This window comes from Nocardioides sp. Soil_C_8, assembly GCF_057656315.1.
Window position 1 is genome coordinate 1 of sequence record NZ_JBDGKQ010000002.1, and the last position, 23,030, is coordinate 23,030.

A 23,030-nucleotide genomic window follows, 5' to 3' on the forward strand; every position below is an offset into this window, starting at 1 on the left:
CACCCTCGACCGCCGCCATCCCAAGGTGGCGGCACACGACATCCCCACAGCCCGATCCGATGTCGTACGCCGCCACCCTCGACCGCCGCCATCCCAAGGTGGCGGCACACGACATCCCCACAGCCCGATCCGATGTCGTACGCCGCCACCTTCCGGCGGACGGCGTTCTCGGGCAGGGTGGGCCGCATGGCAGATCTCGTGGACCTCGGCCCGGCCGGTGAGCGGCTGGTCGCCGTCGCGGCCAACGTCACCGACGACCAGCTCGCCGGACCGACCCCGTGCGACGGGCGTACGCTCGGGCAGCTCGTGCAGCACCTGGTGGGTCTGACGCTCGCCTTCCGGGCGGCGGCGGACAAGGAGCTCGGTCCCCTCACCGACACCAGTCCCGACGCCGCCGGTTGGCCCGAGGTCCAGCCCGGGTGGCGCGAGGCGCTCGCAGCGCAGGTGCCGGCACTCGCAGCGGCCTGGCGCGACCCCGAGGCGTGGGAGGGCATGACCCGCGCCGGCGGCGTCGACCTGCCGGGCCAGGTGGGCGGGCTGGTCGCGCTGGACGAGATCGTCCTGCACGGCTGGGACCTGGCGCGCGCCACCGGCCAGTCCTACGACTGCGACGACGCGACCGCCGAGGCGTGCATGGCCTTCGTCGGCGGGTTCGACGAGGGCGGCACGCCCGGGCTCTTCGGCCCCTCGGTCGGGGTCGGCCCCGACGCCTCCCCCTTCGAGCAGGTGCTCGCCCGCTCGGGCCGTGACCCGCAGTGGGCACCCGCGCGCCTCTGACCGGTCCACGTGTCCAGACCGCTGCGGCGGGCCGGTGACGTCGCGCCGCGCCGGTGGGACGATGCGGCATGGACGCGCTCGCCCGCGCACTCGACGCACTGCCGAAGGTCGACCTCCACTGCCACCTCGAGGGCACGATGCGCCCCGCGACGGTCGTGGACCTCGCCCGCAAGAACGGCGTCGCCCTGCCGACCGAGGACCTCGAGGAGCTCTACACCTACTCCTCGCTCGACGGGTTCCTGGCCGTCTTCTGGCTCGTCCAGTCCACGCTGGCCGACCGTGACGACTGGGCACGCCTCGCCCACGAGGCGGTGATCGACAGCGCCCGCCACGGCGTGGTCCACCAGGAGTGCTTCTTCACCCCGGCCCGCCACCTCGCGCACGGCCAGGCCCTCGCGGACATCGTCGCCGGGCTCGACGAGGGTCTGGCAGCGGCCGAGGCGGAGACCGGGACGACGTGCCGGTTGATCGCCGACATGGACCGCGCGTTCGGTCCGGACGCCGGCCGCCAGCTCGTCGACGAGCTCGTCGCGCTCCGGTCCGCCGGAGCCCGCGGCAGCGAGCGGGTGATCGGCGTCGGCATGGACTCGACCGAGCTGGGAGTCGACTCCACGACCTACGCGCCGGCCTACGACGTGGCGCGCGCCGCCGGTCTCCGACTCACCGGCCACCAGGGCGAGAACTCCACCGCGCAGCAGGTCGCCGCCTGCCTCGACGTCCTCGGCCTCGAGCGGGTGGACCACGGCGTGCCGGTCCTCGACAGCGCCGTGCTGACCGCCCGGATGGTCGACGACCGCATCCCGATCACGGTCTGCCCGACGTCCAACGTGGTCATCGCCCGCTGCTTCGACCGCCTCGAGGACCACGTCCTCCCCCGGATGCGCGCGGCCGGTCTGCTCGCGACCGTCAACACCGACGACCCGGCGTTGAGCGACCTCGACCTCGGGCGGGAGTACGCCGCCGTGGCGGAGGCCTTCGGCTGGGGCTGGGACCGGATGGTCGAGGTCGCCCTCGACGGCATCGAGGCCAGCTGGCTGGACGAGTCGGAGAAGGCGGACCTCCGCACGATGGTGGCGATGACCGACGGACCTAGGTCCTAGAAGAGCGCGTCCTGCTCGAGCTCCAGCAGCTGCTGCTTGCGCTCGAGCCCGCCGGCGTAGCCGGTCAGCGTGCCGTTGGCGCCGATGACGCGGTGGCACGGCACCACGATCGGGATCGGGTTGCGACCGTTGGCCAGGCCGACCGCCCGCGACGCAGCGTTGGTCATGCCCAGCCGACCGGCGATCTGGCCGTAGGACGCGGTCTCGCCGTAGCCGATGAGCCCGAGCTGGGTCCACACCCGCTGCTGGAAGTCGGTGCCGACCGGCGCGAGCGGCAGGTCGAAGTCGGTCAGCTCGCGGTCGAAGTACGCCGTCAGCTGCCGCACGGCCTCGGCCAGCACGGGGTGGGCGTCCGAACGCTCCCCCAAGGGGCGGCCGTCGGTCGGCTGGCGGAACGGCGAGAACTCGATCGCCACGATCGAGCCGTCACGCTCGACGATGCGCAGGTCGCCCACGGGTGAGGGCATCACGGTCCACATGTCAGTTCTCCTCGTCAGCGCGGGACGGCGCGGGGGTGTCGGGCATCAGGGTGTTCCAGAGGTGCATCAGGGCGTAGGAGCGCCAGGGCCTCCACCGCTCGGGGTCGGGCTCGAGTCCTCCGGACTCCGCGAGGTCGGCGAGCAGCCGGCGCACCGCGAGGTCGGTGGGCAGGAAGACGTCGGGGTGGCCGAGCGCCCGCATCGCGACGTAGTCCGCGGTCCAGGGGCCGATGCCGGGCAGCTCCAGCAGCGCGTGGCGTACGTCGTCGCGGTCGGGGCCGCGGTCGAGCAGCACCCTGCCGTCGGCGAGCGCCGTGGCCAGCCCGACGAGCGCCCGGCCCCGCGCTCGTGGCATCGGCAGCGTGACCGGGTCGGCGGCCGCGAGCGTCGCGGCGTCGGGGAAGAGGTGGGTGAGGCCGGGGACGTCGGTCCCGACCGGCCGGCCGTGCTCCGCGACCAGGCGGCCGGCGACCGTGCGCGCTCCGGCGACGCTGACCTGCTGCCCGATCACCGTGCGGATGGCGGTCTCGTCGCCGTCGACCTGGCCGGGCACACGCAGGCCCGGGGTGGCACGCACGAGGTCGCCGAGCGCCGGGTCGGCCGCGAGGTGGTCGTCCACCGCGCGCGGGTCGCAGTCGGCGTCGAGGAGGCGGCGTACGCGCTCGCTCGCGGCCGCGGTGTCGCGCAGGTCCTCGAGCCGGAACTCCGCGAGGACGAAGGCGGTCCCGCCGCCGGCTCGGTCCGACGTGTCGGGCAGGTCGTCCAGCTCCAGGCGCACGGTGCCGCTGCCGTGGGGCAGGTCGAGCGTCCGGGCGTACCAGCCGGGTCCGGCGACCTCCACGCCCGGCACCAGGTGGTGGGCGAGGAAGGCGTGCATCCGCCGCCCGGCGAACGGGGTGCGCACCGGCAGGCGCATGCTGACCGCGCCGGCGCTGCGGGCTCCGGCGCGCCGACCGCGGAGCTCGCTGGGCGAGGACGCGTAGATCTCGCGCAGGGTTTCGTTGAACTGGCGGACGCTGGAGAAGCCGGCTGCGAAGGCCACGTCGGTCAGAGGCAGGTCGGTCGTCTCGATGAGGACGCGCGCACTCTGCGCCCGACGGGCCCGGGCCAGCGCCAGCGGACCCGCGCCGAGCTCCTGGGAGAGCAGCCGGCCGAGGTGGCGCGAGGTGTAACCGACGCGGCGGGCCAGGCCGTCCACCCCCTCGCGGTCCACGAGCCCGTCGGCGATCAACCGCATCGCCCGCCCGGCGACGTCGGCGGCGACGTCCCACTCTGGGCTGCCGGGCGTGGCGTCGGGAAGGCAGCGCTTGCAGGCGCGGTAGCCGGCGGCGTGCGCGCTCGCCGCGGTGGGGTGGAACGTGACGTTGCCCGGCGCCGGGGTCCGCGCCGGGCACGAGGGCCGGCAGTAGATGCCGGTGGTGCGCACAGCGGTGTAGAAGACGCCGTCGAAGCGGCGGTCCCGGCTGCGGACGGCGCGGTAGCAGGCCTCGGTGTCAAGGTGCCCGGTCGGTGTCATGACCCGAGCCTGTCACCCGGGACTCGCGTTCACCAGCGGAAATCGGACACCGCCGTCGGCGGATTCCGGACACGACCGCGCGGAACGTGCTGACCTATCCGGCCGGTCGGTAGCGCCGCTCGGGGCGGCCGGCGCCGCCGTACTGCAGCCGGACGACGGCGTTCCCGCGTGCGACGAAGTGCTCGAGGTAGCGGCGGGCGGAGACGCGCGAGATCCCGACGAGGTCGGCGCACTCCCCCGCCGAGAGCTCGGCGGCGCCGCGCAGCGCGTCCAGCACCGCCTCGGCGGTCTCCGGGCTCAGCCCCTTGGGCAGGCTCGCGGCGGGCGCCGGTCCGGCGGCCGCGGAGCCGAAGACCGCGTCGATGTCGTCCTGGCCGGGCGCGCCCGAACCGGAGAGTGCGAGCTGCGCGGCACGGAAGGTCTCGAGCCGGACACGCAGGTCGTCGTAGTCGAACGGCTTGACGAGGTAGTGGACGGCGCCCCCGGACGCCGCGGCCCGGACGGTGTCGGCCTCGCGGGCGGCCGTCACCACCAGCACGCCGACGTCGTCGCCGTCGGCCCGGAGCCGTCGCAGCACGTCGATCCCGGTCATGTCGGGCAGGTGGACGTCGAGCAGGACCAGGTCCGGTCGCAGGCGTGCGATGTCGTCGAGCGCCGCCTGGCCGTTGGTGGCGACGCCGACCACGACGAAGCCCTCCGTGCGCTCCACGAACTGTGTGTGGATGCGCGCGACCATGAAGTCGTCGTCGACCACCAGCACCGTGAGGTCGTCCGTCCCGCTCACCCGACCTCCGCTCCCGGCAACCGCACCTCGAACACCGCTCCGGTGCCGTCCTCGCCGGCACGGACTCCGACCGCGCCTCCCCGACGCTCGCAGACGACCTGCACGAGCGCCAGCCCGACACCCCGCCCCTCGGTCGTCGGCGCCTTGGAGCTCCATCCGCGGCGGAAGATCCGGCCGACGTCCTCCTGTGGGACACCGGGGCCGGTGTCGGCCACCGTCACCCGGACGACGTCGCCCTCCAGGCAGAGGCGGACCTCGACCGAGGTCCCGCCGACCGACACCGACGCGTCCACGGCGTTGTCGACGAGGTTGCCCAGCACGGTGCCCACGTCGGTGGAGGCCTCCGGGTCCAGCCGGGGCAGGCTGCTGCCGTCGGCGATCCGGAGCTCGACGCCCCGCTCGACGGCGAGGCTCGTCTTGGCGATCAGGAGCGCTGCGACGGCCGGGTCCTCGACGTGGGCCAGCACGGCGTCGGAGATCTCCCGGCGGCGCCGGCTCAGGGTCCCGACGAGGCGGGAGACCTCGTCGTACTCCCCGAGCTGGACGAGCCCGGAGATGGTGTGGAGCTGGTTGTGGAACTCGTGGGTCTGGGCGCGCAGGGTGTTGGTGATCGACTCGCGTGCGCTGAGCTCGCTCTGCAGTGCCAGCAGCTCGGTGCGGTCGCGCAGCGTGGTCACCGCCGCGACGCGGCGCCCGCCCTCGACGACCGGGTTGCGGTTGACCACGAGCACCCGCTCGCCCAGCACCACGACCCGGTCGCGGATCTCGGTGTCGTCGGACAGCAGGTCCCGCACGGCAGGGTCGAGGTCGAGGTCGTCGAGCCTGCGCCCCTCGACGTCGCCGTCGAGGCCGATCAGCTCCCGCGCGCTGTCGCTCAGCACGGTGACGGTGCCGTCGTCGGCCACGGCGACGACGCCCTCGCGGATCGAGTGCAGGAGCGCCTCGCGCTGGTCGGCCAGGGCCGCGATGGCGGCGGGCTCGAGGCCTCGCGTACGACGACGGATCAGCCGCGAGAGCAGGAACGAGCCCGCCACTCCGAGGCCCAGGGCGAACCCGGCGAAGGTGAGCAGGTCCGGCAGCACGCTGCGGGCCCGCTCCGTCCACGGGGGGTACTCCTCGGCGACCATCGAGATGCCGACGAAGTCGCCCTGGTCGTCGATGATCGGCACCTGGGCCGCGATCGACGGCGTACCGAAGTCGTCGACGTCACCGGTCCACGTGCGCAGCTGCTGCACGGTGCTCGAGCCGAGGTCGATGTGCTGGTCGCGGCCTCCGAAGTCGCTGCTGACGAGGACGACGCCGTCGGGGTCGGCGAGGTAGACGCCGCTGGCCTGGACCCTGGTGCGCACCTGCTGGGTGTACGACGTCAGCGTCCCGCGCCTGCTCTCGATCCGGTCCCGCACGAAGGCGTTGCGCACGACCGGGGTGTTGGCCATCGACTCCGCCGCGGACCGCATCCGGGCACCGCGGGTGTCACGGAAGTCGGCGTCGCTCTGCTGGACGGACACGATGCTCGCCAGCGCCACGACGGCGAGGAGCACCGTCAGCTGCAGCACCAGGAACTGGCCGGCGAGCGTCGCCGGCCACCAGCGCGAGCGTGACCACAAGTTCCACAACCTCCATTGCTTACCCAACCGTGACGTCCGCCACAGGAGTCTCCCACCATCGTCACGTCGGTCCGACGACACGGACCGCCGAGAGCCGACAGATGGAGACCACATGCTGCGCCACCGGACGAGGCGGACCACCCGGACCAGGCGGTTCGCGGCCGCGCTGACGGCACTCGCCGCCGTCGTGCTGCTCGCGACCGGCTGTGGGGTGACCCGCGGGCCGCAGACCGCCAGCGACCTCACCATGCTGATCCCCAACAGCCCGGGCGGCGGCTACGACCAGACCGGTCGCACCGCCATCGCGGTGATGGAGAACGCCGACATCAGCCCCGGGTCGTTCGAGGTCACCAACGTGATCGGCGCCGGCGGCTCGGTCGCCATGACACGACTGATGAACGCCGAGGGCGACGAGCGCACCATGATGACCGCCGGGCTCGGCGTGGTCGGGTCGCTCTACTCCTTCGGCGCCCCCTACAAGCTCGACGACGCAACGCCGCTGGCGCAGCTCATCGAGGACCAGGAAGGCGTGCTGGTCCCGGCCGACTCGCCCTTCAAGACGATCGACGACCTCGTCGCGGCCTGGAAGAAGGACCCCGACTCGGTCGTCATCGGCGGCGGGTCGTCACCCGGCGGCCCCGACCACCTGTTCCCGATGCAGCTGGCGACGGCGGTCGGCATCGACCCCCGCGAGCTGCGCTACGTCGTGTACGACGGCGGCGGCCCCCTCACCACGGCACTGCTCGGCAACAAGATCGACGTCGGGTTCTCCGGGGTCGGCGAGTTCGAGGGGCCGCTGTCGTCCGGGGAGCTGCGGCTGCTCGCCGTCTCCGGCGAGGAGCGGCTCGAGGGCGAGGGCGTCAGCGAGTCGCCCACGCTCGAGGAGGCCGGCATCGACCTGGTCTTCACCAACTGGCGCGGCGTGTTCGCGCCCCCCGGCATCAGCGAGCAGCGCCGCGACGAGCTGATCGCGATGCTCGAGGAGATGCACGACACCCCCGAGTGGCAGCAAGCGCTCGAGGACAACGGCTGGATCGACGAGTTCAAGACCGGCGACGACTTCACGACGTTCCTGCAGGAGCAGGACGAGCGCGTCGCCACCACCCTCGAGGAGCTGGACCTGCTGTGAGCACACCACTCGACACCCCCACCCCCGCCGCGGACTCCCCCGGGTCCCCGCAGTCGGCACCCGGTCCCGACCGCGACCTCGCCCAGCTCGGCCTCGCCGCGCTCCTGGTCGTCGTCGGCGCCTACACCTTCTGGGAGGCCACGACGCTGCGCGTCGGCTTCGGCGACCCGGTCGGCCCGCGCGTCTTCCCCTACGTCATCGGCGCCGTCACCGTGCTGCTCGGCGTGCTCCTGGTCATCGCCACCCTGCGCGGCGACGTGCCGGAGGCGGAGGGCGGCGAGGACGTCGACCTGCGCCACCCCGCGGACTGGGTCACCGTCCTCAAGCTGGTCGGCGTCCTGCTCTTCACCGTGCTGACCATCTCGTTCCTCGGCTGGGCCGTGAGCGGCGCACTGCTGTTCGTCGGGTCGGCGTGGTCGCTCGGGAGCCGCACGCTCGTGCGTGACGTCATCGTCGGCCTCGTGCTGTCCGTGTCCAGCTGGTACTTCTTCCACGAGGGCCTGGGCGTCATCCTCCCGGCCGGGATCCTGGACGGGGTGCTCTGATGGACAACCTCGGACTGCTCCTGGACGGCTTCGGGTCCGTCCTCACCCCGGAGAACCTGCTCTACGCCGTCATCGGCGTGCTGCTCGGCACCTTCGTCGGCGTCCTGCCCGGCATCGGACCGGCCATGGCCGTGGCGCTGCTGCTGCCGGTGACGTACGGCCTCGAGCCGATCTCGGCCTTCATCATGTTCGCCGGCATCTACTACGGCGGCATGTACGGCGGCTCGACCACCGCGATCCTGCTCAACACCCCGGGCGAGTCCGCGTCGGTGATGACGGCCCTCGAGGGCAACCTCATGGCGCGGGCCGGGCGGGCCGCGCAGGCGCTGGCGACCGCCGCCATCGGGTCCTTCATCGCCGGCACCATCGGCACGCTCCTGGTCGTCTTCTTCGCCCCGGCGCTGGCGTCGGTGGCGGTCGAGATCGGCGCGCCGTCCTACTTCGCGCTCATGGTGCTGGCGATGGTCATGGTCACCAGCGTGCTCGGCGGGTCGCCGCTGCGTGGCTTCATCGCGCTCTTCCTCGGCCTCACCATCGGGCTCGTGGGGCTCGACCTCAACACCGGCCAGTCGCGGCTGAGCTTCGACCAGCCGCTGCTCGCGGACCGCATCGACGTGGTTGTCGTCGCGGTCGGCATCTTCGCCCTCGGCGAGGCGCTCTGGGTCGCCGCCCACCTGCGTCGCAACCCCGCCCACGTCATCCCGGTCGGTCGGCCGTGGATGAGCCGCTCGGACGTGAAGCGGTCGTGGGGACCCTGGCTGCGCGGCACGGCGTACGGCTTCCCGTTCGGTGCGCTGCCGGCCGGCGGCGCGGAGATCCCGACGTTCCTCTCGTACATCACCGAGAAGCGGATCGCCGCCCGCAAGGGGCACGACGAGTTCGGCAAGGGCGCCATCGAGGGCGTGGCCGGGCCGGAGGCGGCCAACAACGCCTCCGCGGCGGGCACCTTCGTCCCGCTGCTCGCCCTCGGCCTCCCCGTCACGGCCACCTCGGCCGTCATGCTGGCCGCGCTGCAGGGCTACGGCATCGAGCCCGGCCCCGGGCTGATGACCGACCAGCCGGAGCTGGTCTGGGCCCTGCTGGCCAGCCTGCTCATCGGCAACGTGCTGCTGCTGGTGCTCAACCTGCCCCTCGCCCCGGTGTGGGCCAAGCTGCTGCGCATCCCGCGGCCCCAGCTCTACGCGGGGATCCTGTTCTTCGCCGCTCTGGGCGCCTACGCCGCCAACCTGCAGGCCTTCGACCTGTTCCTGCTGCTCCTGCTCGGGCTCCTCGGCCTGATGATGCGGCGCTTCGCGCTCCCGGTCCTGCCGCTGATCCTCGGGGTGATCCTCGGACCGCTGATGGAGTTCCGGCTCCGCGAGGCGATGGCCATCTCCGGCGGCGACGTCTCGGCGCTGTGGAGCGAGCCGCTCGCGATCGTCATCTACGTCGTGGTCTCGATCGCCGTGGTCGCACCCTTCGCGGTCCGCCGGCTGCGCCCGGCACCCGCTGCGGTCGCTGCGGACCAGGGCCTCACTGCCGACGACACCCACACAGAGGAGAAGGTGCGATGAACGACGCTGCGACCGTGATCGTGGTGGGCTGGACGCCCGACGAGTTCGGCGAGGCCGCCCTGCACCGAGGCGTCGAGGAGGCGCGGCTCCGCGCGGGACGTGTCGTGGTGGTCAACGCCACCCGCGGCGATGCGCTGGTGGACGACCGCTTCGCCGACGAGGAGCAGCTGGCCCGCCTGACCAGCGAGCTGTCGACCAGCGGGGTCGAGGTCGACGTACGCCGCTCGATGGGCGCCGACGTGGGCGACCAGGTCCTCGCGATCGCCGACGACGTCTCCGCGGACCTCGTGGTGATCGGCCTGCGTCGGCGCTCGCCCGTGGGAAAGCTGCTCATGGGCAGCGTCGCGCAGCGCATCCTGCTCGGTGCGGACTGTGCCGTGCTGGCGGTGAAGCCCGCCGGCTGACCCGTCGGTCAGGTCGCCCGTCGGGCCCGGACGCCGGCGTCGCTGCAGAACCCCGTGCCGTCGCGCTTGAGGCACAGCAGCCCGAGCAGCCGCCCGCAGTCGTCGACGACGGCCAGGCGCCGGCTCCCGGCCTCGCGCAACGTCCGGCGTGCCTCCTCGGCCGCGACCTCGGCGCGCACCCTCCGCCCGCGCAGGTGCGCGTACGACAGCGCGGTCGCGCCGCCACGCGCCTGCGCCGGCAGGTCGTCGTGGACCACGGTCCCGAGCAGGGGTTCGCCCACGCGTCCGGTGACGGTGAGCACCAGCATGTGGACGTGGGCGCTGGCGAGCTGGGCGCGTGCCTCGTCGACCGTCGTCGACTGCCCGCTGACGTGGGGGCTCACCAGCATCACCTCGCCGACCGTCGGCGACGTCATGGAGCGACGATCAGTGCTTGGGGTGCGGCCTGCTTCATCCGGGTGTCGAGCCACGTGATCTGGCGGGACGTCCGGACGCCGGCGCGCTGGGCGACCTCGAGGAGGTCGCGGTCGCGGAGGCCTTGTGCCCCCTGCGCGATGACCGTCCACGTCGTCTGCACGAGCGACGCGAGCACGTGCAGGTCCTGCAGGTCGCGCAGCAGCCCGATCTCGCCCTCCCTGGTCTCGGCGAGCCCGGCGGCGTGGAGCCGCTCGGGCTCGTCGACGTCGGCCTCGCCGTAGCGCTCGATGATCGGCGCCAGTGCCTCCCGGTCGGCATCCGACCACTCGGCGAGCATCCGGCAGGTGTGGAAGACGTCGGCGACGTGCGCGTGCCCCTCCGCGACGGCGCGGAAGGAGTCCGCCAGGGTCTTCTCGCTGTGGTCGGCGAGGCCGATGTACGTCGTCAGGTGCGGCATCACGGTGCTCCCTGCTGGGCGGGGTCGAGCGGGTAGTCCGGGGTGCTGGCCGGCTGGGTGCTGGTGGTGGGTCGGCCGCCCCGGGTCGCCCGGGGGCGGCGCCGGGGCGGGGCGCGGTCGGCGTCGGGGGCGGACGCGGTGGTCGTCGGTGCCGGGGACGGCCCGTCACCGCCCCGCAACCGGGTCACCTGGCACGCAGCGGTCTTGAAGGTGGGCTGCTTCGAGACCGGGTCCCACACCGTCATGGTGAGCTCGTTGGCCAGCCTGCGACCGGCGTCCTCGTGGCCCCCGCCGACGTCGGCGCCCGGCTCCCAGTGGCCGTAGTGGAACGGCGCGAACACGGCGCCGTCCATGACGCTCCCGACGCGTGCGCGGACCTCGATCGCGCCGCGCGGCGAGGCCACGCGCACCCAGTCCCCCTCCTCGATCCCGCGCGCGGCGGCGTCCGCGGCCGAGAGCTCGACCCATGCGTCCGGCGCCGCGCGGTTGAGGTCGCCGGAGCGGCCGGTCTTCGTGCGGGTGTGGAAGTGGTAGACCGTGCGACCGGTCGTGTAGAGCAGGGGGAAGTCCTCCGACGGCTCCTCGTGGGCGGGTGTGTACGCCGTTCCCTTCAGGAACGCGCGGCCCGCGGGGTTCATCGCCCGGTGCTCGGTCTCGGTGACGGTTCCCCCGGTGGCGAGGTCGTGGCCGAAGGTCTCGCAGTAGTCGGTGTCGGTCGGGAAGACGGCGTCCGCGTAGAGCCGGTCGGTGCCGTCGGGGTGCTCCGCGTTGACCGGCCAGGGGATCCCGCTCGGCCCCTGGAGCCTGTCGTACGACAGGCCCGTGTAGTCGACCGGCCGGTCCGCCGTGATCGCAGCCCACGCGCCGAAGGCCTCCTCCGGCGTGCGCCAGCCGATCAGCGGCTGCCCGGAGCTGTTCGTGAAGCCCATCGCGTCGGCGTACATCAGGAAGATCTCGAGGTCGCTGCGCGCCTCCCCCGGCGGGTCGACGGCCTTCTCGGACAGGTGGACGGTGCGGTTGACGTTGGTGAAGCAGCCGGTCTTCTCGCCCCACCCGGCTGCGGGGAGGACGACGTCGGCGAGCTCGGCGGTCTCGGTGAGGAAGAGGTCCTGCACGACGACGAAGCACTGGTCGCCGCCGAGGATCCTGCGGATCCGCGACGACTCCGGCATGGACACCGCGGGGTTCGTCGCGGAGATCCACAGCAGGCCGATCGTCCCGGCCTCGGCGTAGGAGAAGATCTGCATCGCGTGGGTGGGTGGTGCCCAGTGCGGGATGGTCATCACGTCGACGTCCCAGGCGTCGGCGAGCTGCTGGACGTGGGCGGGGTTGTCCCAGTTCCGGAAGCCGGGCAGGTCGCCGTCGGCGCCGCACTCGCGGTTGTTCTGCGCGGTGGGCTGGCCGTTCATCTGCAGGATGCCGGCGCCCGGGCGCCCGATCATCCCGCGCAGCAGGTGCAGGTTGTGCACGGCGACGGAGGCCGCGGTGGCCTGGTGGGACTGGTAGAACCCCTGCAGCACCGTCGACAGCACGCCCTCGCTCTCACCGAAGATCCGCGCCGCGCGACGTACGTCGTCCGCGGCGACGCCGCAGATCTCGGCGACCTTCTCGGGCGTGCAGGTGTCCACCGTCGAGCGCAGGTCCTCGACGCCCAGCGTGTGCGCGGAGACCCAGTCCTCGTCGACCCAGCCGTTCACGAACAGCTCCCGGGTCAGGCCGTTCATCAGCGCGAGGTTGGTGCCGACCCGCGGCGCGAGGTGCACGCCACCCGTCCGCTCGGCCTCGAGCGCAACGAGCGTCCGTCGCGGGTCGACGCACACGATCGTCGGCGGGTCGTCCCCGCGGGTGCGGTCGAGGATCCGCGTCCAGAGCACCGACTGCGTCTCCGGCATGTTGTGGCCGTAGAGGAAGATCGCGTCGCAGTGCTCGATGTCGGTGTAGGAGCCCGGCTGCCCGTCGGCACCGAAGGACTCCTTGAACGCCGCGGCGCTGGTGGCGGTGCACAGCCGGGTGTTGCCGTCCATGTGGGGAGTGCCGAGCCCGGCCTTCCCGAGCACCGCCAGCGTGTAGTACTCCTCCAGGAACAGCTGGCCCGAGGTGTAGAACCCGTGGCTCAGCGGGCCCTTCTCCTCCAGGAGCGAGCGCGACCTCTCCACGATGCGTCCCATCGCGGTGTCCCAGTCGGTCTCGACCAGCCGACCACCGTCGCGGACCAGCGGGCGGGTGAGCCGGTCCCCCGCGCTCGCCCACGCGGTCGAGCCGTAGAGCCCCTTCGGCCCGAGCCGTCCGTGGTTCACCACGTCGGTGGCGCGGCCGCGCACGCCCACCATGCGTCCGTCCTTGACGGCGATGTCCATCCCGCAGCCGTTGCTGCACAGCAGGCACGCCGACTGCACCCATGCCTCGACGTCCCGCTCCTCCAGCCCGGGATCGAGGTACTGGTCCACGCGGGCCGGCCACACGGACCCCTTCGCGTGCGGCGTCCGCGCCCCGAAGATGTCGGCGATCCGGTCGGTCACGATCTCCTCCTGCTCCACCTCGCGTGCGCCTCCGAGCGCCGGCCCGTGCGCAACCGCACGGACCTCCAGTGCAGCACCGGGGCCACTCCCGAGTCAGACCCAGCGGGGTGAGCCCGCTGGACGAGCCCGGACCGCTCAGCTCGGCTGTCCCCGTGCCGCCCGACGCCGCTGCCGGATGAGCAGCGCGCAGGCCCCGGAGAGCAGCACCACGCCGGCCGGGACGACGACGGCGCGCAGCTCGCTGTCCGTTCCCGACGCTGCGGCGGAGGACCCGTCGGCGCCCGCCCCGTCGTCATCCGTCGCGACCCCGTCGCCCACCTCGAAGTGGATCTCGCCGGCGATCTCGTGGCCGTCGGACGACACGACGTCGTAGGTCATCGTGTAGGTCCCGTCCGGGCCGGCCCAGAGGTTCTGCCGGACCTCGGGCCCGGTCGAGGTGGCGACGCCGTTGGTGACGCTCCCGTCCGGCCCGGTGACGGTGACCTCGTGGACCTCGGCCACCGGTCCGGTGAAGGTCAGGATCGCGCGCGAGGGCAGTGCGGTGAGGACCCCCGACTCGGACGGGTCGGAGGACAGCAGCTCGTCGTGCGCGGAGGCCGGTGGCACGACGGCCCAGCCGACGGCCACCACCACGACCGCGAGCACGAGCCGCGCGGCTCGTCGCCGTGGGTCCGCGCTGCGCGTCATCGTCCGAGCCCCGCGCGCCAGGACACCAGGTCGTCCCACTGCTGGGCCAGGCGGTGCTCGGTGGCCCCGACCGGGTCCTTGAAGAAGAAGGCGAGCTCGGTGAGCGGGCCCGTCCTGCCGGCCGCGTGGGCCGCCGACACCAGTCGAGCCAGGTCGAGGACGAGCGGCGCGGCGAGCGCGGAGTCGCACCCCTCCCAGGTGAGCTGCAGGGTCATGCGGGTGCCGAGGAAGCCGTCGAACCGCACGTGGTCCCACGCCGTCTTCCACTCCCCCAGGTCCTCGACCTGGTCGATGTGCATCGGCCCGGGGACGGGCCGGCCGGCGATGGCGTCGAGACCGCTGCGCTTGGCGACCGTCTTGCTGCGGGCGGCCTCGGGGTCGGCCAGGGTCGCGCCGTCGCCACCGCCGAGGAGGTTGACGGACGTCCAGGACCTCAGCTCGAGGGCGCGCATGACGAACATCGGGGCGAGCGCCGACTTGAGCAGGGTCTCGCCGGTCTTGCCGTCACAGCCGGCCCAGGGCAGCCCGCTGCGCCGTGCGGCCTCGACCACGACCGGCAGTCGCAGGCACGGGCTGGGCGTGAACGACACGAAGGGGGCACCGGCACGGAAGGCCGCCAGGGCGTAGACCGCCCCGACCGGCAGCGTGTCGTCGACGTCGGTCATCGACTCGGGGTCGGACACGGGCGGCTGGGTGCTGGCGACGTCGACGACGACCACGCGGTCGAGCCGGTGCCGGCCGCGGAAGTCGGCGATGTCGTCGGCGAGCCGTTCGACCGCCTCGGCCACGGTTGCAGCGCCGGTGGCGGAGCCGGTGGCGTGGCCGGGGCGCACCTCGGTGTCGACGGTCTCGAGGTGGGCGCGCGCAGCCTCCACGAGGGTGGCCGGCACGACGCCGCCCGCGGCCAGCTCCTCGGCCCGCTTGGGCAGTGAGTGGGAGCTGACGTCGTGACCGCCGAAGACCAGGCCCGCGAGGGGCGGCAGGCCTGCGGGCTGCAGCTCCGGCAGCTCGGTCACGAGAGCGGTGGTCGGTGCGAGGCCATGCGCCACGGCGTACGCACCGACCACCGCTGTGGTGGCCACCGAGCCTCGCGCCCCCACGAACCACACGCCAGTCCTGGCCGTCACCTCGGGCGTGTGGGTCATGGCGTCCTCCTCGGACGATGGGCGGGGGGCACGGCAGACATCAGGGGGCCTCAGGGTCAGGACGAGGTCGAGAACGCCGCGTCGAAGGCCGCGGTCGGCGCGTCGAAGGCGAGCCGCCTCACGAACTCCAGCGCCTCGGGCGCCCCGACGAGGCGGTCCATCCCGGCGTCCTCCCACTCCACCGAGATCGGGCCGTCGTAGCCGATGGTGTTGAGCATCCGGAACGACGCCTCCCACGGCACGTCGCCGTGGCCGGTGGACACGAAGTCCCAGCCGCGACGGGGGTCGGCCCACGCGAGGTGCGAGCCCATGCGACCGTTGCGGCCGTTGCCGACCTGGCGCTTCGCGTCCTTGCAGTCGACGTGGTAGATCCGGTCCTTGAAGTCCCACAGGAAGCCGACCGGGTCGAGGTCCTGCCAGACGAAGTGGGAGGGGTCCCAGTTGAGGCCGAAGGCCTCGCGGTGGTCGATGGCCTCGAGCGCCGCGACGGTGGTCCAGTAGTCGTAGGCGATCTCGGAGGGGTGCACCTCGTGGGCGAAGCGGACACCCTCGCTGTCGAAGACGTCGAGGATCGGGTTCCAGCGGTCGGCGAAGTCCTGGTAACCGGCGTCGACGAGGGCCTGGGAGGCCGGCGGGAACATCGCGACGTACTTCCAGATCGAGGACCCGGTGAAGCCGACGACGACGTCGACGCCGAGCTTGCGCGCGGCGCGGGCGGTCATCTTCATCTCCTCCGCGGCGCGCTGGCGCACACCCTCGGCGTCGCCGTCGCCCCAGATGCGGTCGGGGAGGATGTCGCGGTGGCGCGCGTCGATCGGGTCGTCGCAGACCGCCTGGCCCTTGAGGTGGTTGCTGATGGCGAACACCTGGAGGTCGTGCTTCTCGAGCATCTCGAGCTTGGCCGGGACGTAGGACTCGTCCTCCACGGCCGCCCACGGGTCGAAGTGGTCGCCCCAGCAGGCGAGCTCGAGGCCGTCGTAGCCCCAGCCCGACGCGAGCTTGCACACCTCCTCGAACGGGAGGTCGGCCCACTGGCCGGTGAACAGGGTGACGGGGCGTGGCATGTGTGCTCCTCAGGGTGTGGTGGTGCGTTCGGCTGGTCGTGGTCGTGCTGGTGGTTCTGGTCGTGCTGGTCAGGTGGATCGGGGTGGTCGGGTGGCTGGGCAGCCGCGCGGACCGGTGCCGGGACGGAGCGCCGTGTCCCGGCACCGGCCGCTGGGGGCGGCGCCTCGCGGCGCCACCCCCCGCCCGGACGGGCGCCCGGCCACCGGGCGGACGCAGGGCCGATCCTGCGTCCGCACCGGTTCACCTCACCCGAGGGTGACGTGGTGGCCGAGCCGCCCGCCTTCGGACGTCCTCGTGCTCGGACCGGCGCCTACAGCTGGGACTTCAGCGTCCGCGACAGGCGCTTGAGAGCGAGCTTCACCTCCTTGTTCTTCACCCGCGACGCGAGCCGCTCGAACTTCTTGAGCGACCGCAGGGCCTGGCCCGCGTCCTTGCGCCGTTCGGCACGCTTGGCGGACGTCAGCTCCTTCTTCAGCTTCGCCGCCAGCTTCGGACCCACGCTGCCCTGGTCGTCGAGCCGGTTGACGAGCTTCCTGCCGGAGCCGTAGGACCCGACCACCCGGAAGGTGACGGTCTGCGACGCCTGGTTGCCGGCCGCGTCGAGGGCGGTGACCTCGAGCTCGTGCGTGCCGGGCGACAGGGACATCGCCGCGATGCGCACGGGCGCGCTGACCACCTTGCCGTCGAGCCGGACCACCTGCTCCGCTGCCCCGGACGTCGCGTCCGTGACCGTCACCCGGCCCGTGCGGACCGCGGCGACGTCGAGCTTGGCGCCGTCGGCGATGCCGTCGACGGACACGGTGGGCGCCGAGGCATCCATCTTGACGGTGAGCGTGCCGATCGCAGACGCGGTGCCGGCTGCGTCGGTCGCCCGTGCCTGGACGAGCGTGACACCGTCGGAGGTCACCTTGAACGGCGCGGAGTACGCCGTCCAGGCACCGTTGCCGCCGATGCGGTACTCCAGGTCGAGCGCACCCTTGCCGCCCGCACCCGCGAGGGAGACGGTGACCGGCGAGGTGAACCAGCTGGCACGCCCGTTGGCCGCGGCGGGCGCCGTGGTCAGGCTGACCGACGGCTTGGCCGGCTCGACCGGCTCGCCCGGACCGCTGACGACGACCTCGAGCTGGCCGCCCGCGGTGTTGCCCGCCTTGTCGGCGGCGCGGTAGCGCACCAGGTAGGTGCCCGGCTCGTCGAACGCCATCGGAGCGTCGTACGTGCTCCACTCCGCGGCGTCGCCGATCCGGTACTCGATGCCGGCCACGCCCGAGGTGGCGTCGGTGGCGGTCAGGGTGACCGTCTTGATGGTGCTGCCGGTCTCCGCCGTGGTGACGACCGGGGGCGCCGTGTCGACCTTGACGGTCTGCGACCGCGTGGTCTCCACGTTGCCCGCCGCGTCGGTCGAGCGGTACTCGACCAGGCGCTCGCCCTCACCCGTGACGGGGACCGCCAGGGTGTACGGCGTCCAGTCGCCGCCGCCGATGCGGTACTCGATCGAGGCGATGCCCGACCCAGCCGCACCGTCGGCCGCAGCCAGGGTGACCGACGGACGCGTGGTGTGCCACCCGTCCTGGCCCGTGGCCGTCGGGACGGTGATCGTCGCGGTTGGGGCGACCGTGTCGATCTTCACCGTCAGCGACTTGACCTCCTCCGCGTTGCCGCCCTCGTCGGTCGAGCGGTACTCGACCAGGCGCGAGCCCTCGCCCGTGACCTGGACGGCCCCGGTGTAGGGGGTCCAGGCGCCGCCGGCGATGCGGTACTCGGTCGAGGCGACGCCCGACCCGCCCGCCTCGTCGGTGGCGGCGAGGGTGAACGACGGCCGCGAGGTGTACCAGCCGGCCTGGCCCGTGGCACCCGGGATGGTGATGGTCGTCGTCGGCGCGGTGGTGTCCGTCGGACCACCACCGGGCTCGCAGAGGTCGTCCTCACCGAGGGTGAAGAAGTCGAAGCTGGCGGTGATGCCGGCCCCGGCTGCCTGGTTGGCGGCGGAGAGGAGGCCGATCCGCGGGTTCGTGATGCCGGTCAGGCTGTAGCCGCCCGACATGTTCGTCCACGTGTCCCCGTCGGTGCTGTAGCTGCCGAGGACCTGCTCGCCGTCCTCGCTCGTCAGCCGCAGCCAGACCGTGCTCGGGAACGTGGCTCCCAGCCCGGACGTGTTGGTCTCGACGGCCGTGCCTGCGGTCTCCCGCGCCGTCTGGATGATGTTGGACGCCGCGTTCGGGTCCGAGCTGCGTCCCTGGAACACGTGCTTCAGGTAGTTGTCGTCGTCCCCGTAGATCAGCAGGCCCGCCGACTGGTACTGCCGGTTGACCGGCGCGGTGACCTTGGTGGTCGCCACGAAGGGGCCGTCCGGGAGGTCGGTCAGCACCAGGTCACGAGCGGTGTTCGTGGTCTGGTAGAGGTCGGTGCCCTCCATGGGGATCTTCACCGAGCCGCCGGAGACCGTGAGGTTCCCGCTCGGCCGCACCACCGTCCACGGCGGGGACGTCAACGACTGACCGTTGAAGTCCTCGACGAAGCACGGCTGGGCGCAGGGCTCGGCCGTGTCGTCCGGGGTGATGGTGAAGAAGTCGAACTGTGCGTTGATGGCAGGCGTGGCCGAGGCCGCGGTGCTGCCCAGGGCGAGCAGGCCGACCTTGGGGGCGGTGATGCCCGACAGGTTGCGCGCTGCGGCCGTGGTGCCGTTCGACATGGTGATCGGGAGCCAGGTGTCACCGTCGGTGCTGTACGACGGGGTCACCGTGCTGCCGTCCGTGCTCGACATCCGCAGGTACACGGTGTCGGGGAAGGCCGCACCCAGGTTGGCGGAGTTGGACTCCGACGCCGTCCCGTTCGTCTCCTTGGCGAACTGGATGACGTTGGCCGCCTTGTCGCCGTTGGCGGCGGTGGACCGACCCGAGTAGACGAGCTTCAGGTAGTTGTTGTCGTCGCCGTAGACGATCAGGCCGCCCTGCTGGTAGCCCTTCGTCGCCGGCAGCGTCACCTTGGTCGTCACCTCGAACGCACCGGCCGGCAGGTCCTGCAGGACGATGTTCGGCGCGGTGTTGGTCGTCTGGTAGATGTCGGTCGCGGTGATCGGGATCGTCAGCATCCCGTCGGCCACGGTCAGGGACTGGTTGACCCGGACGTTGCGGTTCCACCTGGTGGTGTCGAGCTCGTTGCCGAGGAAGTCGTCGGACCGCCCGCTGAAGCAGGTGTCGGACGCCCTCCTCACCGTGATCTCGAGCGTCCTGGTGGTCCTGGCGCCCCGCGCGTCCGTCACCGTGAGCTCGACGACGTACTTGCCGGGCGTGTCGTAGGTGTGGCTGGGGTTGGCCTGCGTGGAGGTGGTGTCGTCACCGAACTTCCACGCGTAGGTGACGGGCGTGTCACCGTCCGCGTCGGTCACCGTGCTGCTGAAGGTGACCGGCAGCGGCGCCTCGCCGTTGGTGGTGCTGGCGGAGATGGCCACCGTCGGCGGCTTGTTGTCGGTGACACCGCGCCCGCTGAACTCGAGCCAGTTGACGTTCGCACCACCGGTGGTGGCGACGAAGTAGAGCGGCTGGCTCGTGGTCGTCGCACCGTTGAACGTGGTCGAGACGTTCTGGTACGCCTGCGCGCCACCCGTGTTGGGCACCGTGAGCGTGCCGATGACGGTGCCGGTGGGCGAGCCCTGGCGCACCTCGAACGCGGCTCCGGCCGTGGTCGACGCGGCCCGCATGGTGACCCCGGTGATCCCGGTGAGGTTCATGACGTCCCAGGCGAACCAGTCGCCGGTCTCGACCCCGGTCACGTTCTGGCCGCCGCCGGCGTCGGTGGTGGTCTGCGTCGCGACACCCGAGGCGCCGGCGGTGTTGTCACCGGTGCGACCGGTCTGGTCGAAGAACTCGGCCTCCTTGTGCTTGGTGTGCAGGACCACGCCGTCGACCCCGGTGAGGGCGCCGGCGACGCCGTTGCCCTTGTCGGTGTAGGTGGCCTTGATGGTGCCGAAGATGTTGGCGCCGACGTGTCCGGTGTCACCGGGCAGCGCGAGGGTGCCGGAGCAGCCGTTGTACTGCTCGTAGTCGTGCGAGTGCTGGTCGTGGCCGAGGCCGGGCTGAACGACGACCTTGCTGCAGTCGATCGTCCCGTCCTCCGGGTCGGTGACCTCGACCTCGTACTTGATGTAGTCGTCGAAGTCGAAGAAGCCACCGTTCTGCGGCAGGACCAGCTTGACCGTCGGCGCGGTGTTGCCGACCGTGATCGAGAGGTTGGTCGTCCCACTGCGGCCGTCGACGTCCGTCACGGTCAGCCGGGCGGTGTAGTTGCCGGCGTCCGTGTAGGTGTAGGTGCCGCTCGCCGTCGCCGCGTCGGGGGTGCCGTCGCCGTCGAAGTCCCACGAGTACGTGAGACCGGTGGCGTCACCGGTGTCGGGGTCGAAGGACGCCGTCCCGTCGAACTGCACCGTCAGCGGCGCTGCACCCGACGTCTTGTCGGCGGTGGCGCGGGCGACCGGCGCGCGGTTGCCCTCGACGTAGTCGATCCGGTAGATGCCGGAGTCGGTGTTGTCGCCGTTGAAGCCGCTGCCCCACTCGATCATGTAGAGGGCGCCGTCGGGACCGAACTGCAGCGCGTGCGGACGCCGCATCTGCAGCGGGGCAAGGAAGCGGTTGAGGTCGGTGTAGCCGGTGCCGTCCTGCTTCATCTGCACCGTGAAGAGCCGGTTGTTGTTCCAGTCGGCCCAGATCGCCTTCCGGTCGAAGTACTCCGGCCACTTGCGGTCGGACGCGAGGTCCGGGTCGTAGCTGTAGGTGCCCGAGGTCATCGGCGCGCCGCTCGCACCGATCTCCGGGGTGCCGGTGATCGAGGCGTTGTTGCTCTGCCACATCGTCGCGGCCTTGGCCGCCGGGAGGTTGGTCAGGCCGGTGTTGTTGGGCGAGTCGTTGACCGGGGCAGCGCAGTCGAACGCCGCGCCGGCCGTGCTGCTGGCGAAGTTGTAGTCGTTGTAGGGCGTGTTGTCGCCCACGCAGTAGGGCCAGCCGTAGTTGCCCGGCTCGTCCAGGACGTTCCACTCGACACGACCGTTGGGTCCGCGGGTGGCGCTGACGGAGCCGGCGTCCGGTCCGTAGTCGGCGACGAGGATGTTGTTGTTCTGCTCGTCGAGGCCGATGCGGAACGGGTTGCGGAAGCCCATCGCGTAGATCTCGGGACGGGTCTTCTGCTGGGTGTCGGCCGCCTCGTCGAAGAGGTTGCCGGCCGGGATGGTGTATCCGCCCTCGTCCTTCGGCGTGATGCGGAGGACCTTGCCGTTGAGGCTGTTGGTGTTGGCGGAGGTGCGCTGGGCGTCCCAGGCGCTGCGGTTGGGCCGCTCGTCGATCGGCGAGTAGCCGCCGGAGTCGAACGGGTTCGTGTTGTCGCCGGTGGCGAGGTAGAGGTTGCCGTCGTTGTCGAACTCCATCGAGCCGCCCGCGTGGCAGCACTGGTCACGCTGCGTGGGGACGTCGAGGATCGTCACTGCTGTGCCGAGCTGCAGTGTGTTGCCCGACATGGTGTACCGCGAGATGCGGTCGGTCGGCGTGCTGCCCTGCGGCGAGTAGTAGAGGTAGACCCAGTTGTTCGTGGCGAAGTCGGGGTCGAGGGCGATCCCGAGGAGACCGAACTCCTGTCCCGTGTAGACGGGGATCGTGCCGGCGGTCACCACGTTGCCGTTGGGCAGGATGATGCGCACGGCGCCGTTGCGGTCGATGTAGAACACGCGACCGTCGTCGGCGATCGCGAGCTCCATCGGGTTGGAGGTGTTCTCGTCGAGCGCGACCTTCTCGAAGCTGGAGGGCAGGGTGGCCTTGCAGTCGGAGTCCACGACGCCCGCGGCGGTCTGGATGCCGCCCAGGATGTGGCCGAGGAAGGTCGGGTCGGTGAAGGACGCCTCAGTGTGGCCCATGCCGGTGTACCAGCTGCGGCCGCCGTCGTAGTCCTGGCACCAGGCGATCGGGTGCTCGGCGCCCATCGCGCCACCGCCCGGGGCGTAGGTCGTCTCGTCGAGCGAGGCGAGGACGTGCAGCTTCTCGCGGGGGTTGGCCGGGTTGGACCGGAAGTTGTACCACTCGTCGGTGCGCTGCCAGCGCGGAGTGATGCCCTTCGTGGAGGCGTGCGCCGGGTCCTCGACCTTGACGGTCGCGGTGGGCGTGCCGTTGGGGTGGTTGTTGAAGTACGCGCCGACGAGCTGGCCGTACCAGGGCCAGTCGTACTCGGTGTCGGAGGCCGCGTGGATGCCGGCGTAGCCGCCGCCCGCCTGGATGTAGCGCTCGAAGGCGGCCTGCTGCGAGGCGTTGAGCACGTCACCGGTGGTCGAGAGGAAGATGACGACCTCGTACTGCTCGAGGTTCGCGTCGGTGAAGGCGGTGCTGTCCTCGGTCGCCGTCACCGTGAAGTTGTTGTCGGCCGCGAGCGCCTGGATGGCGGTGGTGGCCTCGTCGATGTTGGAGTGCCGGAACGCGGCGGTCTTGGAGAAGAGGAGCGCGTCGAACGACTCGTCCGCCGCAGCAGCGGCGGAGGCCTTCGCGTCCGCGGTCCACGGGACGGCGTTGCCGAGGGTGCTCTCGGCCTCGGTCGCGGACTTCTCGGACTTCGAAGAGGGCTTCGCCGTGACGTCAGGGGCAGAAGCGGTGGCGGTCGCCGGGCTCGGCGCCGCGGTGGCCGTGGAGGCCAGCCCGATGGTCGCGCCGAGCGGCAACGACACGATCAAGGCCATGGTGGAGCCGACTGCGACGCGGGAGCGCCTCTGCAGCCGCGTGATGAGTCTGTTCATCACGATCCCTTCTCTGGTGACGGATGTGCGCTCCATCGGTTCCGGGGCGGGTCCCCGGGCGTTCGGCCCTTGTCGTGCGGTCG

At 72.1% G+C, this 23,030-nt stretch carries 17 protein-coding genes; 6 read left to right on the top strand and 11 right to left on the bottom strand.

Annotated features, from left to right (window positions below):
* Nucleotides 1-186: 186 nt before the first annotated feature.
* A complete protein-coding gene (locus AC3A3L_RS09820) occupies nucleotides 187-777 on the top strand; it encodes a TIGR03086 family metal-binding protein (protein WP_487639847.1) in 591 nt (196 codons plus the stop codon).
* A gap of 68 nt (nucleotides 778-845) precedes the next feature.
* Complete coding sequence (gene add, locus AC3A3L_RS09825; RefSeq protein WP_487639848.1) at nucleotides 846-1,877, top strand: adenosine deaminase; 1,032 nt, start codon at nucleotides 846-848, stop codon at nucleotides 1,875-1,877.
* Here the strand turns inward: add and AC3A3L_RS09830 are convergent.
* The 4 genes from AC3A3L_RS09830 to AC3A3L_RS09845 form a co-directional block, all read right to left on the bottom strand.
* Nucleotides 1,874-2,356, bottom strand: coding sequence for a methylated-DNA--[protein]-cysteine S-methyltransferase (locus tag AC3A3L_RS09830; RefSeq protein ID WP_487639849.1), 483 nt, complete (start codon nucleotides 2,354-2,356; stop codon nucleotides 1,874-1,876). The two genes, add and AC3A3L_RS09830, sit on opposite strands and share 4 nt — an antisense overlap.
* Before the next feature lies 1 nt (nucleotide 2,357).
* Entirely contained in the window at nucleotides 2,358-3,872 is a 1,515-nt protein-coding gene (locus AC3A3L_RS09835) for an AlkA N-terminal domain-containing protein (RefSeq protein WP_487639850.1), read from the bottom strand.
* A 94-nt stretch (nucleotides 3,873-3,966) separates the two neighbouring features.
* Nucleotides 3,967-4,656, bottom strand: a complete 690-nt coding sequence (locus tag AC3A3L_RS09840) for a response regulator (protein ID WP_487639851.1) — start codon at nucleotides 4,654-4,656, stop codon at nucleotides 3,967-3,969.
* Nucleotides 4,653-6,263 (bottom strand): sensor histidine kinase, encoded by a 1,611-nt coding sequence (locus AC3A3L_RS09845; protein ID WP_487639852.1) that lies wholly within the window; start codon nucleotides 6,261-6,263, stop codon nucleotides 4,653-4,655. Before AC3A3L_RS09845 ends, AC3A3L_RS09840 begins: the two co-directional genes overlap by 4 nt.
* Before the next feature lie 112 nt (nucleotides 6,264-6,375).
* On the opposite strand from AC3A3L_RS09845, the gene AC3A3L_RS09850 reads away from it, so the two are divergent.
* Genes AC3A3L_RS09850 through AC3A3L_RS09865 form a run of 4 tightly spaced genes read left to right on the top strand, consistent with a single transcriptional unit; the run spans nucleotide 6,376 to nucleotide 9,894 of the window.
* The gene (locus tag AC3A3L_RS09850) at nucleotides 6,376-7,392 is read left to right on the top strand and encodes a Bug family tripartite tricarboxylate transporter substrate binding protein (RefSeq protein ID WP_487639853.1); all 1,017 of its coding nucleotides are present in this window, start codon (nucleotides 6,376-6,378) and stop codon (nucleotides 7,390-7,392) included.
* Nucleotides 7,389-7,937 (top strand): tripartite tricarboxylate transporter TctB family protein, encoded by a 549-nt coding sequence (locus tag AC3A3L_RS09855; RefSeq protein WP_487639854.1) that lies wholly within the window; start codon nucleotides 7,389-7,391, stop codon nucleotides 7,935-7,937. Before AC3A3L_RS09850 ends, AC3A3L_RS09855 begins: the two co-directional genes overlap by 4 nt.
* The gene (locus AC3A3L_RS09860) at nucleotides 7,937-9,490 is read left to right on the top strand and encodes a tripartite tricarboxylate transporter permease (RefSeq protein ID WP_487639855.1); all 1,554 of its coding nucleotides are present in this window, start codon (nucleotides 7,937-7,939) and stop codon (nucleotides 9,488-9,490) included. The genes AC3A3L_RS09855 and AC3A3L_RS09860 overlap by 1 nt, the downstream gene beginning before the upstream one ends.
* Complete coding sequence (locus AC3A3L_RS09865; RefSeq protein ID WP_487639856.1) at nucleotides 9,487-9,894, top strand: universal stress protein; 408 nt, start codon at nucleotides 9,487-9,489, stop codon at nucleotides 9,892-9,894. Before AC3A3L_RS09860 ends, AC3A3L_RS09865 begins: the two co-directional genes overlap by 4 nt.
* 8 nt (nucleotides 9,895-9,902) lie before the next feature.
* On the opposite strand, the gene AC3A3L_RS09870 is transcribed toward AC3A3L_RS09865, so the two are convergent.
* The 7 genes from AC3A3L_RS09870 to AC3A3L_RS09900 form a co-directional block, all read right to left on the bottom strand.
* Complete coding sequence (locus AC3A3L_RS09870; protein WP_487639857.1) at nucleotides 9,903-10,310, bottom strand: CBS domain-containing protein; 408 nt, start codon at nucleotides 10,308-10,310, stop codon at nucleotides 9,903-9,905.
* Nucleotides 10,307-10,768 carry a hypothetical protein gene (locus tag AC3A3L_RS09875; RefSeq protein WP_487639858.1) on the bottom strand — a complete coding sequence of 154 codons (462 nt, stop codon included), beginning with the start codon at nucleotides 10,766-10,768 and terminating at the stop codon, nucleotides 10,307-10,309. Before AC3A3L_RS09875 ends, AC3A3L_RS09870 begins: the two co-directional genes overlap by 4 nt.
* Nucleotides 10,768-13,287 (bottom strand): molybdopterin oxidoreductase family protein, encoded by a 2,520-nt coding sequence (locus tag AC3A3L_RS09880; protein ID WP_487639859.1) that lies wholly within the window; start codon nucleotides 13,285-13,287, stop codon nucleotides 10,768-10,770. Before AC3A3L_RS09880 ends, AC3A3L_RS09875 begins: the two co-directional genes overlap by 1 nt.
* A gap of 135 nt (nucleotides 13,288-13,422) precedes the next feature.
* Nucleotides 13,423-13,974, bottom strand: coding sequence for a copper resistance CopC family protein (locus tag AC3A3L_RS09885; RefSeq protein WP_487639860.1), 552 nt, complete (start codon nucleotides 13,972-13,974; stop codon nucleotides 13,423-13,425).
* Nucleotides 13,971-15,119 carry an inositol-3-phosphate synthase gene (locus tag AC3A3L_RS09890; protein WP_487639861.1) on the bottom strand — a complete coding sequence of 383 codons (1,149 nt, stop codon included), beginning with the start codon at nucleotides 15,117-15,119 and terminating at the stop codon, nucleotides 13,971-13,973. Before AC3A3L_RS09890 ends, AC3A3L_RS09885 begins: the two co-directional genes overlap by 4 nt.
* A gap of 56 nt (nucleotides 15,120-15,175) precedes the next feature.
* Entirely contained in the window at nucleotides 15,176-16,183 is a 1,008-nt protein-coding gene (locus tag AC3A3L_RS09895; RefSeq protein WP_487639862.1) for a sugar phosphate isomerase/epimerase family protein, read from the bottom strand.
* Between the two features lie 311 nt (nucleotides 16,184-16,494).
* Nucleotides 16,495-22,947, bottom strand: coding sequence for a ThuA domain-containing protein (locus AC3A3L_RS09900; protein ID WP_487639863.1), 6,453 nt, complete (start codon nucleotides 22,945-22,947; stop codon nucleotides 16,495-16,497).
* Nucleotides 22,948-23,030: the final 83 nt, after the last annotated feature.

What these genes read in the sequence shown, in the direction of transcription:
- AC3A3L_RS09820 (WP_487639847.1), top strand. Translation starts at nt 187, where the DNA reads ATGGCAGATCTCGTGGACCTCGGCCCGGCCGGTGAGCGGCTGGTCGCC.
- AC3A3L_RS09830 (WP_487639849.1), bottom strand. Translation starts at nt 2,356, where the DNA reads ATGTGGACCGTGATGCCCTCACCCGTGGGCGACCTGCGCATCGTCGAG.
- AC3A3L_RS09900 (WP_487639863.1), bottom strand. Translation starts at nt 22,947, where the DNA reads ATGAACAGACTCATCACGCGGCTGCAGAGGCGCTCCCGCGTCGCAGTC.
- AC3A3L_RS09835 (WP_487639850.1), bottom strand. Translation starts at nt 3,872, where the DNA reads ATGACACCGACCGGGCACCTTGACACCGAGGCCTGCTACCGCGCCGTC.
- AC3A3L_RS09870 (WP_487639857.1), bottom strand. Translation starts at nt 10,310, where the DNA reads ATGACGTCGCCGACGGTCGGCGAGGTGATGCTGGTGAGCCCCCACGTC.
- AC3A3L_RS09875 (WP_487639858.1), bottom strand. Translation starts at nt 10,768, where the DNA reads ATGCCGCACCTGACGACGTACATCGGCCTCGCCGACCACAGCGAGAAG.
- AC3A3L_RS09885 (WP_487639860.1), bottom strand. Translation starts at nt 13,974, where the DNA reads ATGACGCGCAGCGCGGACCCACGGCGACGAGCCGCGCGGCTCGTGCTC.
- AC3A3L_RS09860 (WP_487639855.1), top strand. Translation starts at nt 7,937, where the DNA reads ATGGACAACCTCGGACTGCTCCTGGACGGCTTCGGGTCCGTCCTCACC.
- AC3A3L_RS09865 (WP_487639856.1), top strand. Translation starts at nt 9,487, where the DNA reads ATGAACGACGCTGCGACCGTGATCGTGGTGGGCTGGACGCCCGACGAG.
- AC3A3L_RS09895 (WP_487639862.1), bottom strand. Translation starts at nt 16,183, where the DNA reads ATGCCACGCCCCGTCACCCTGTTCACCGGCCAGTGGGCCGACCTCCCG.
- AC3A3L_RS09890 (WP_487639861.1), bottom strand. Translation starts at nt 15,119, where the DNA reads ATGACCCACACGCCCGAGGTGACGGCCAGGACTGGCGTGTGGTTCGTG.
- add (WP_487639848.1), top strand. Translation starts at nt 846, where the DNA reads ATGGACGCGCTCGCCCGCGCACTCGACGCACTGCCGAAGGTCGACCTC.
- AC3A3L_RS09850 (WP_487639853.1), top strand. Translation starts at nt 6,376, where the DNA reads ATGCTGCGCCACCGGACGAGGCGGACCACCCGGACCAGGCGGTTCGCG.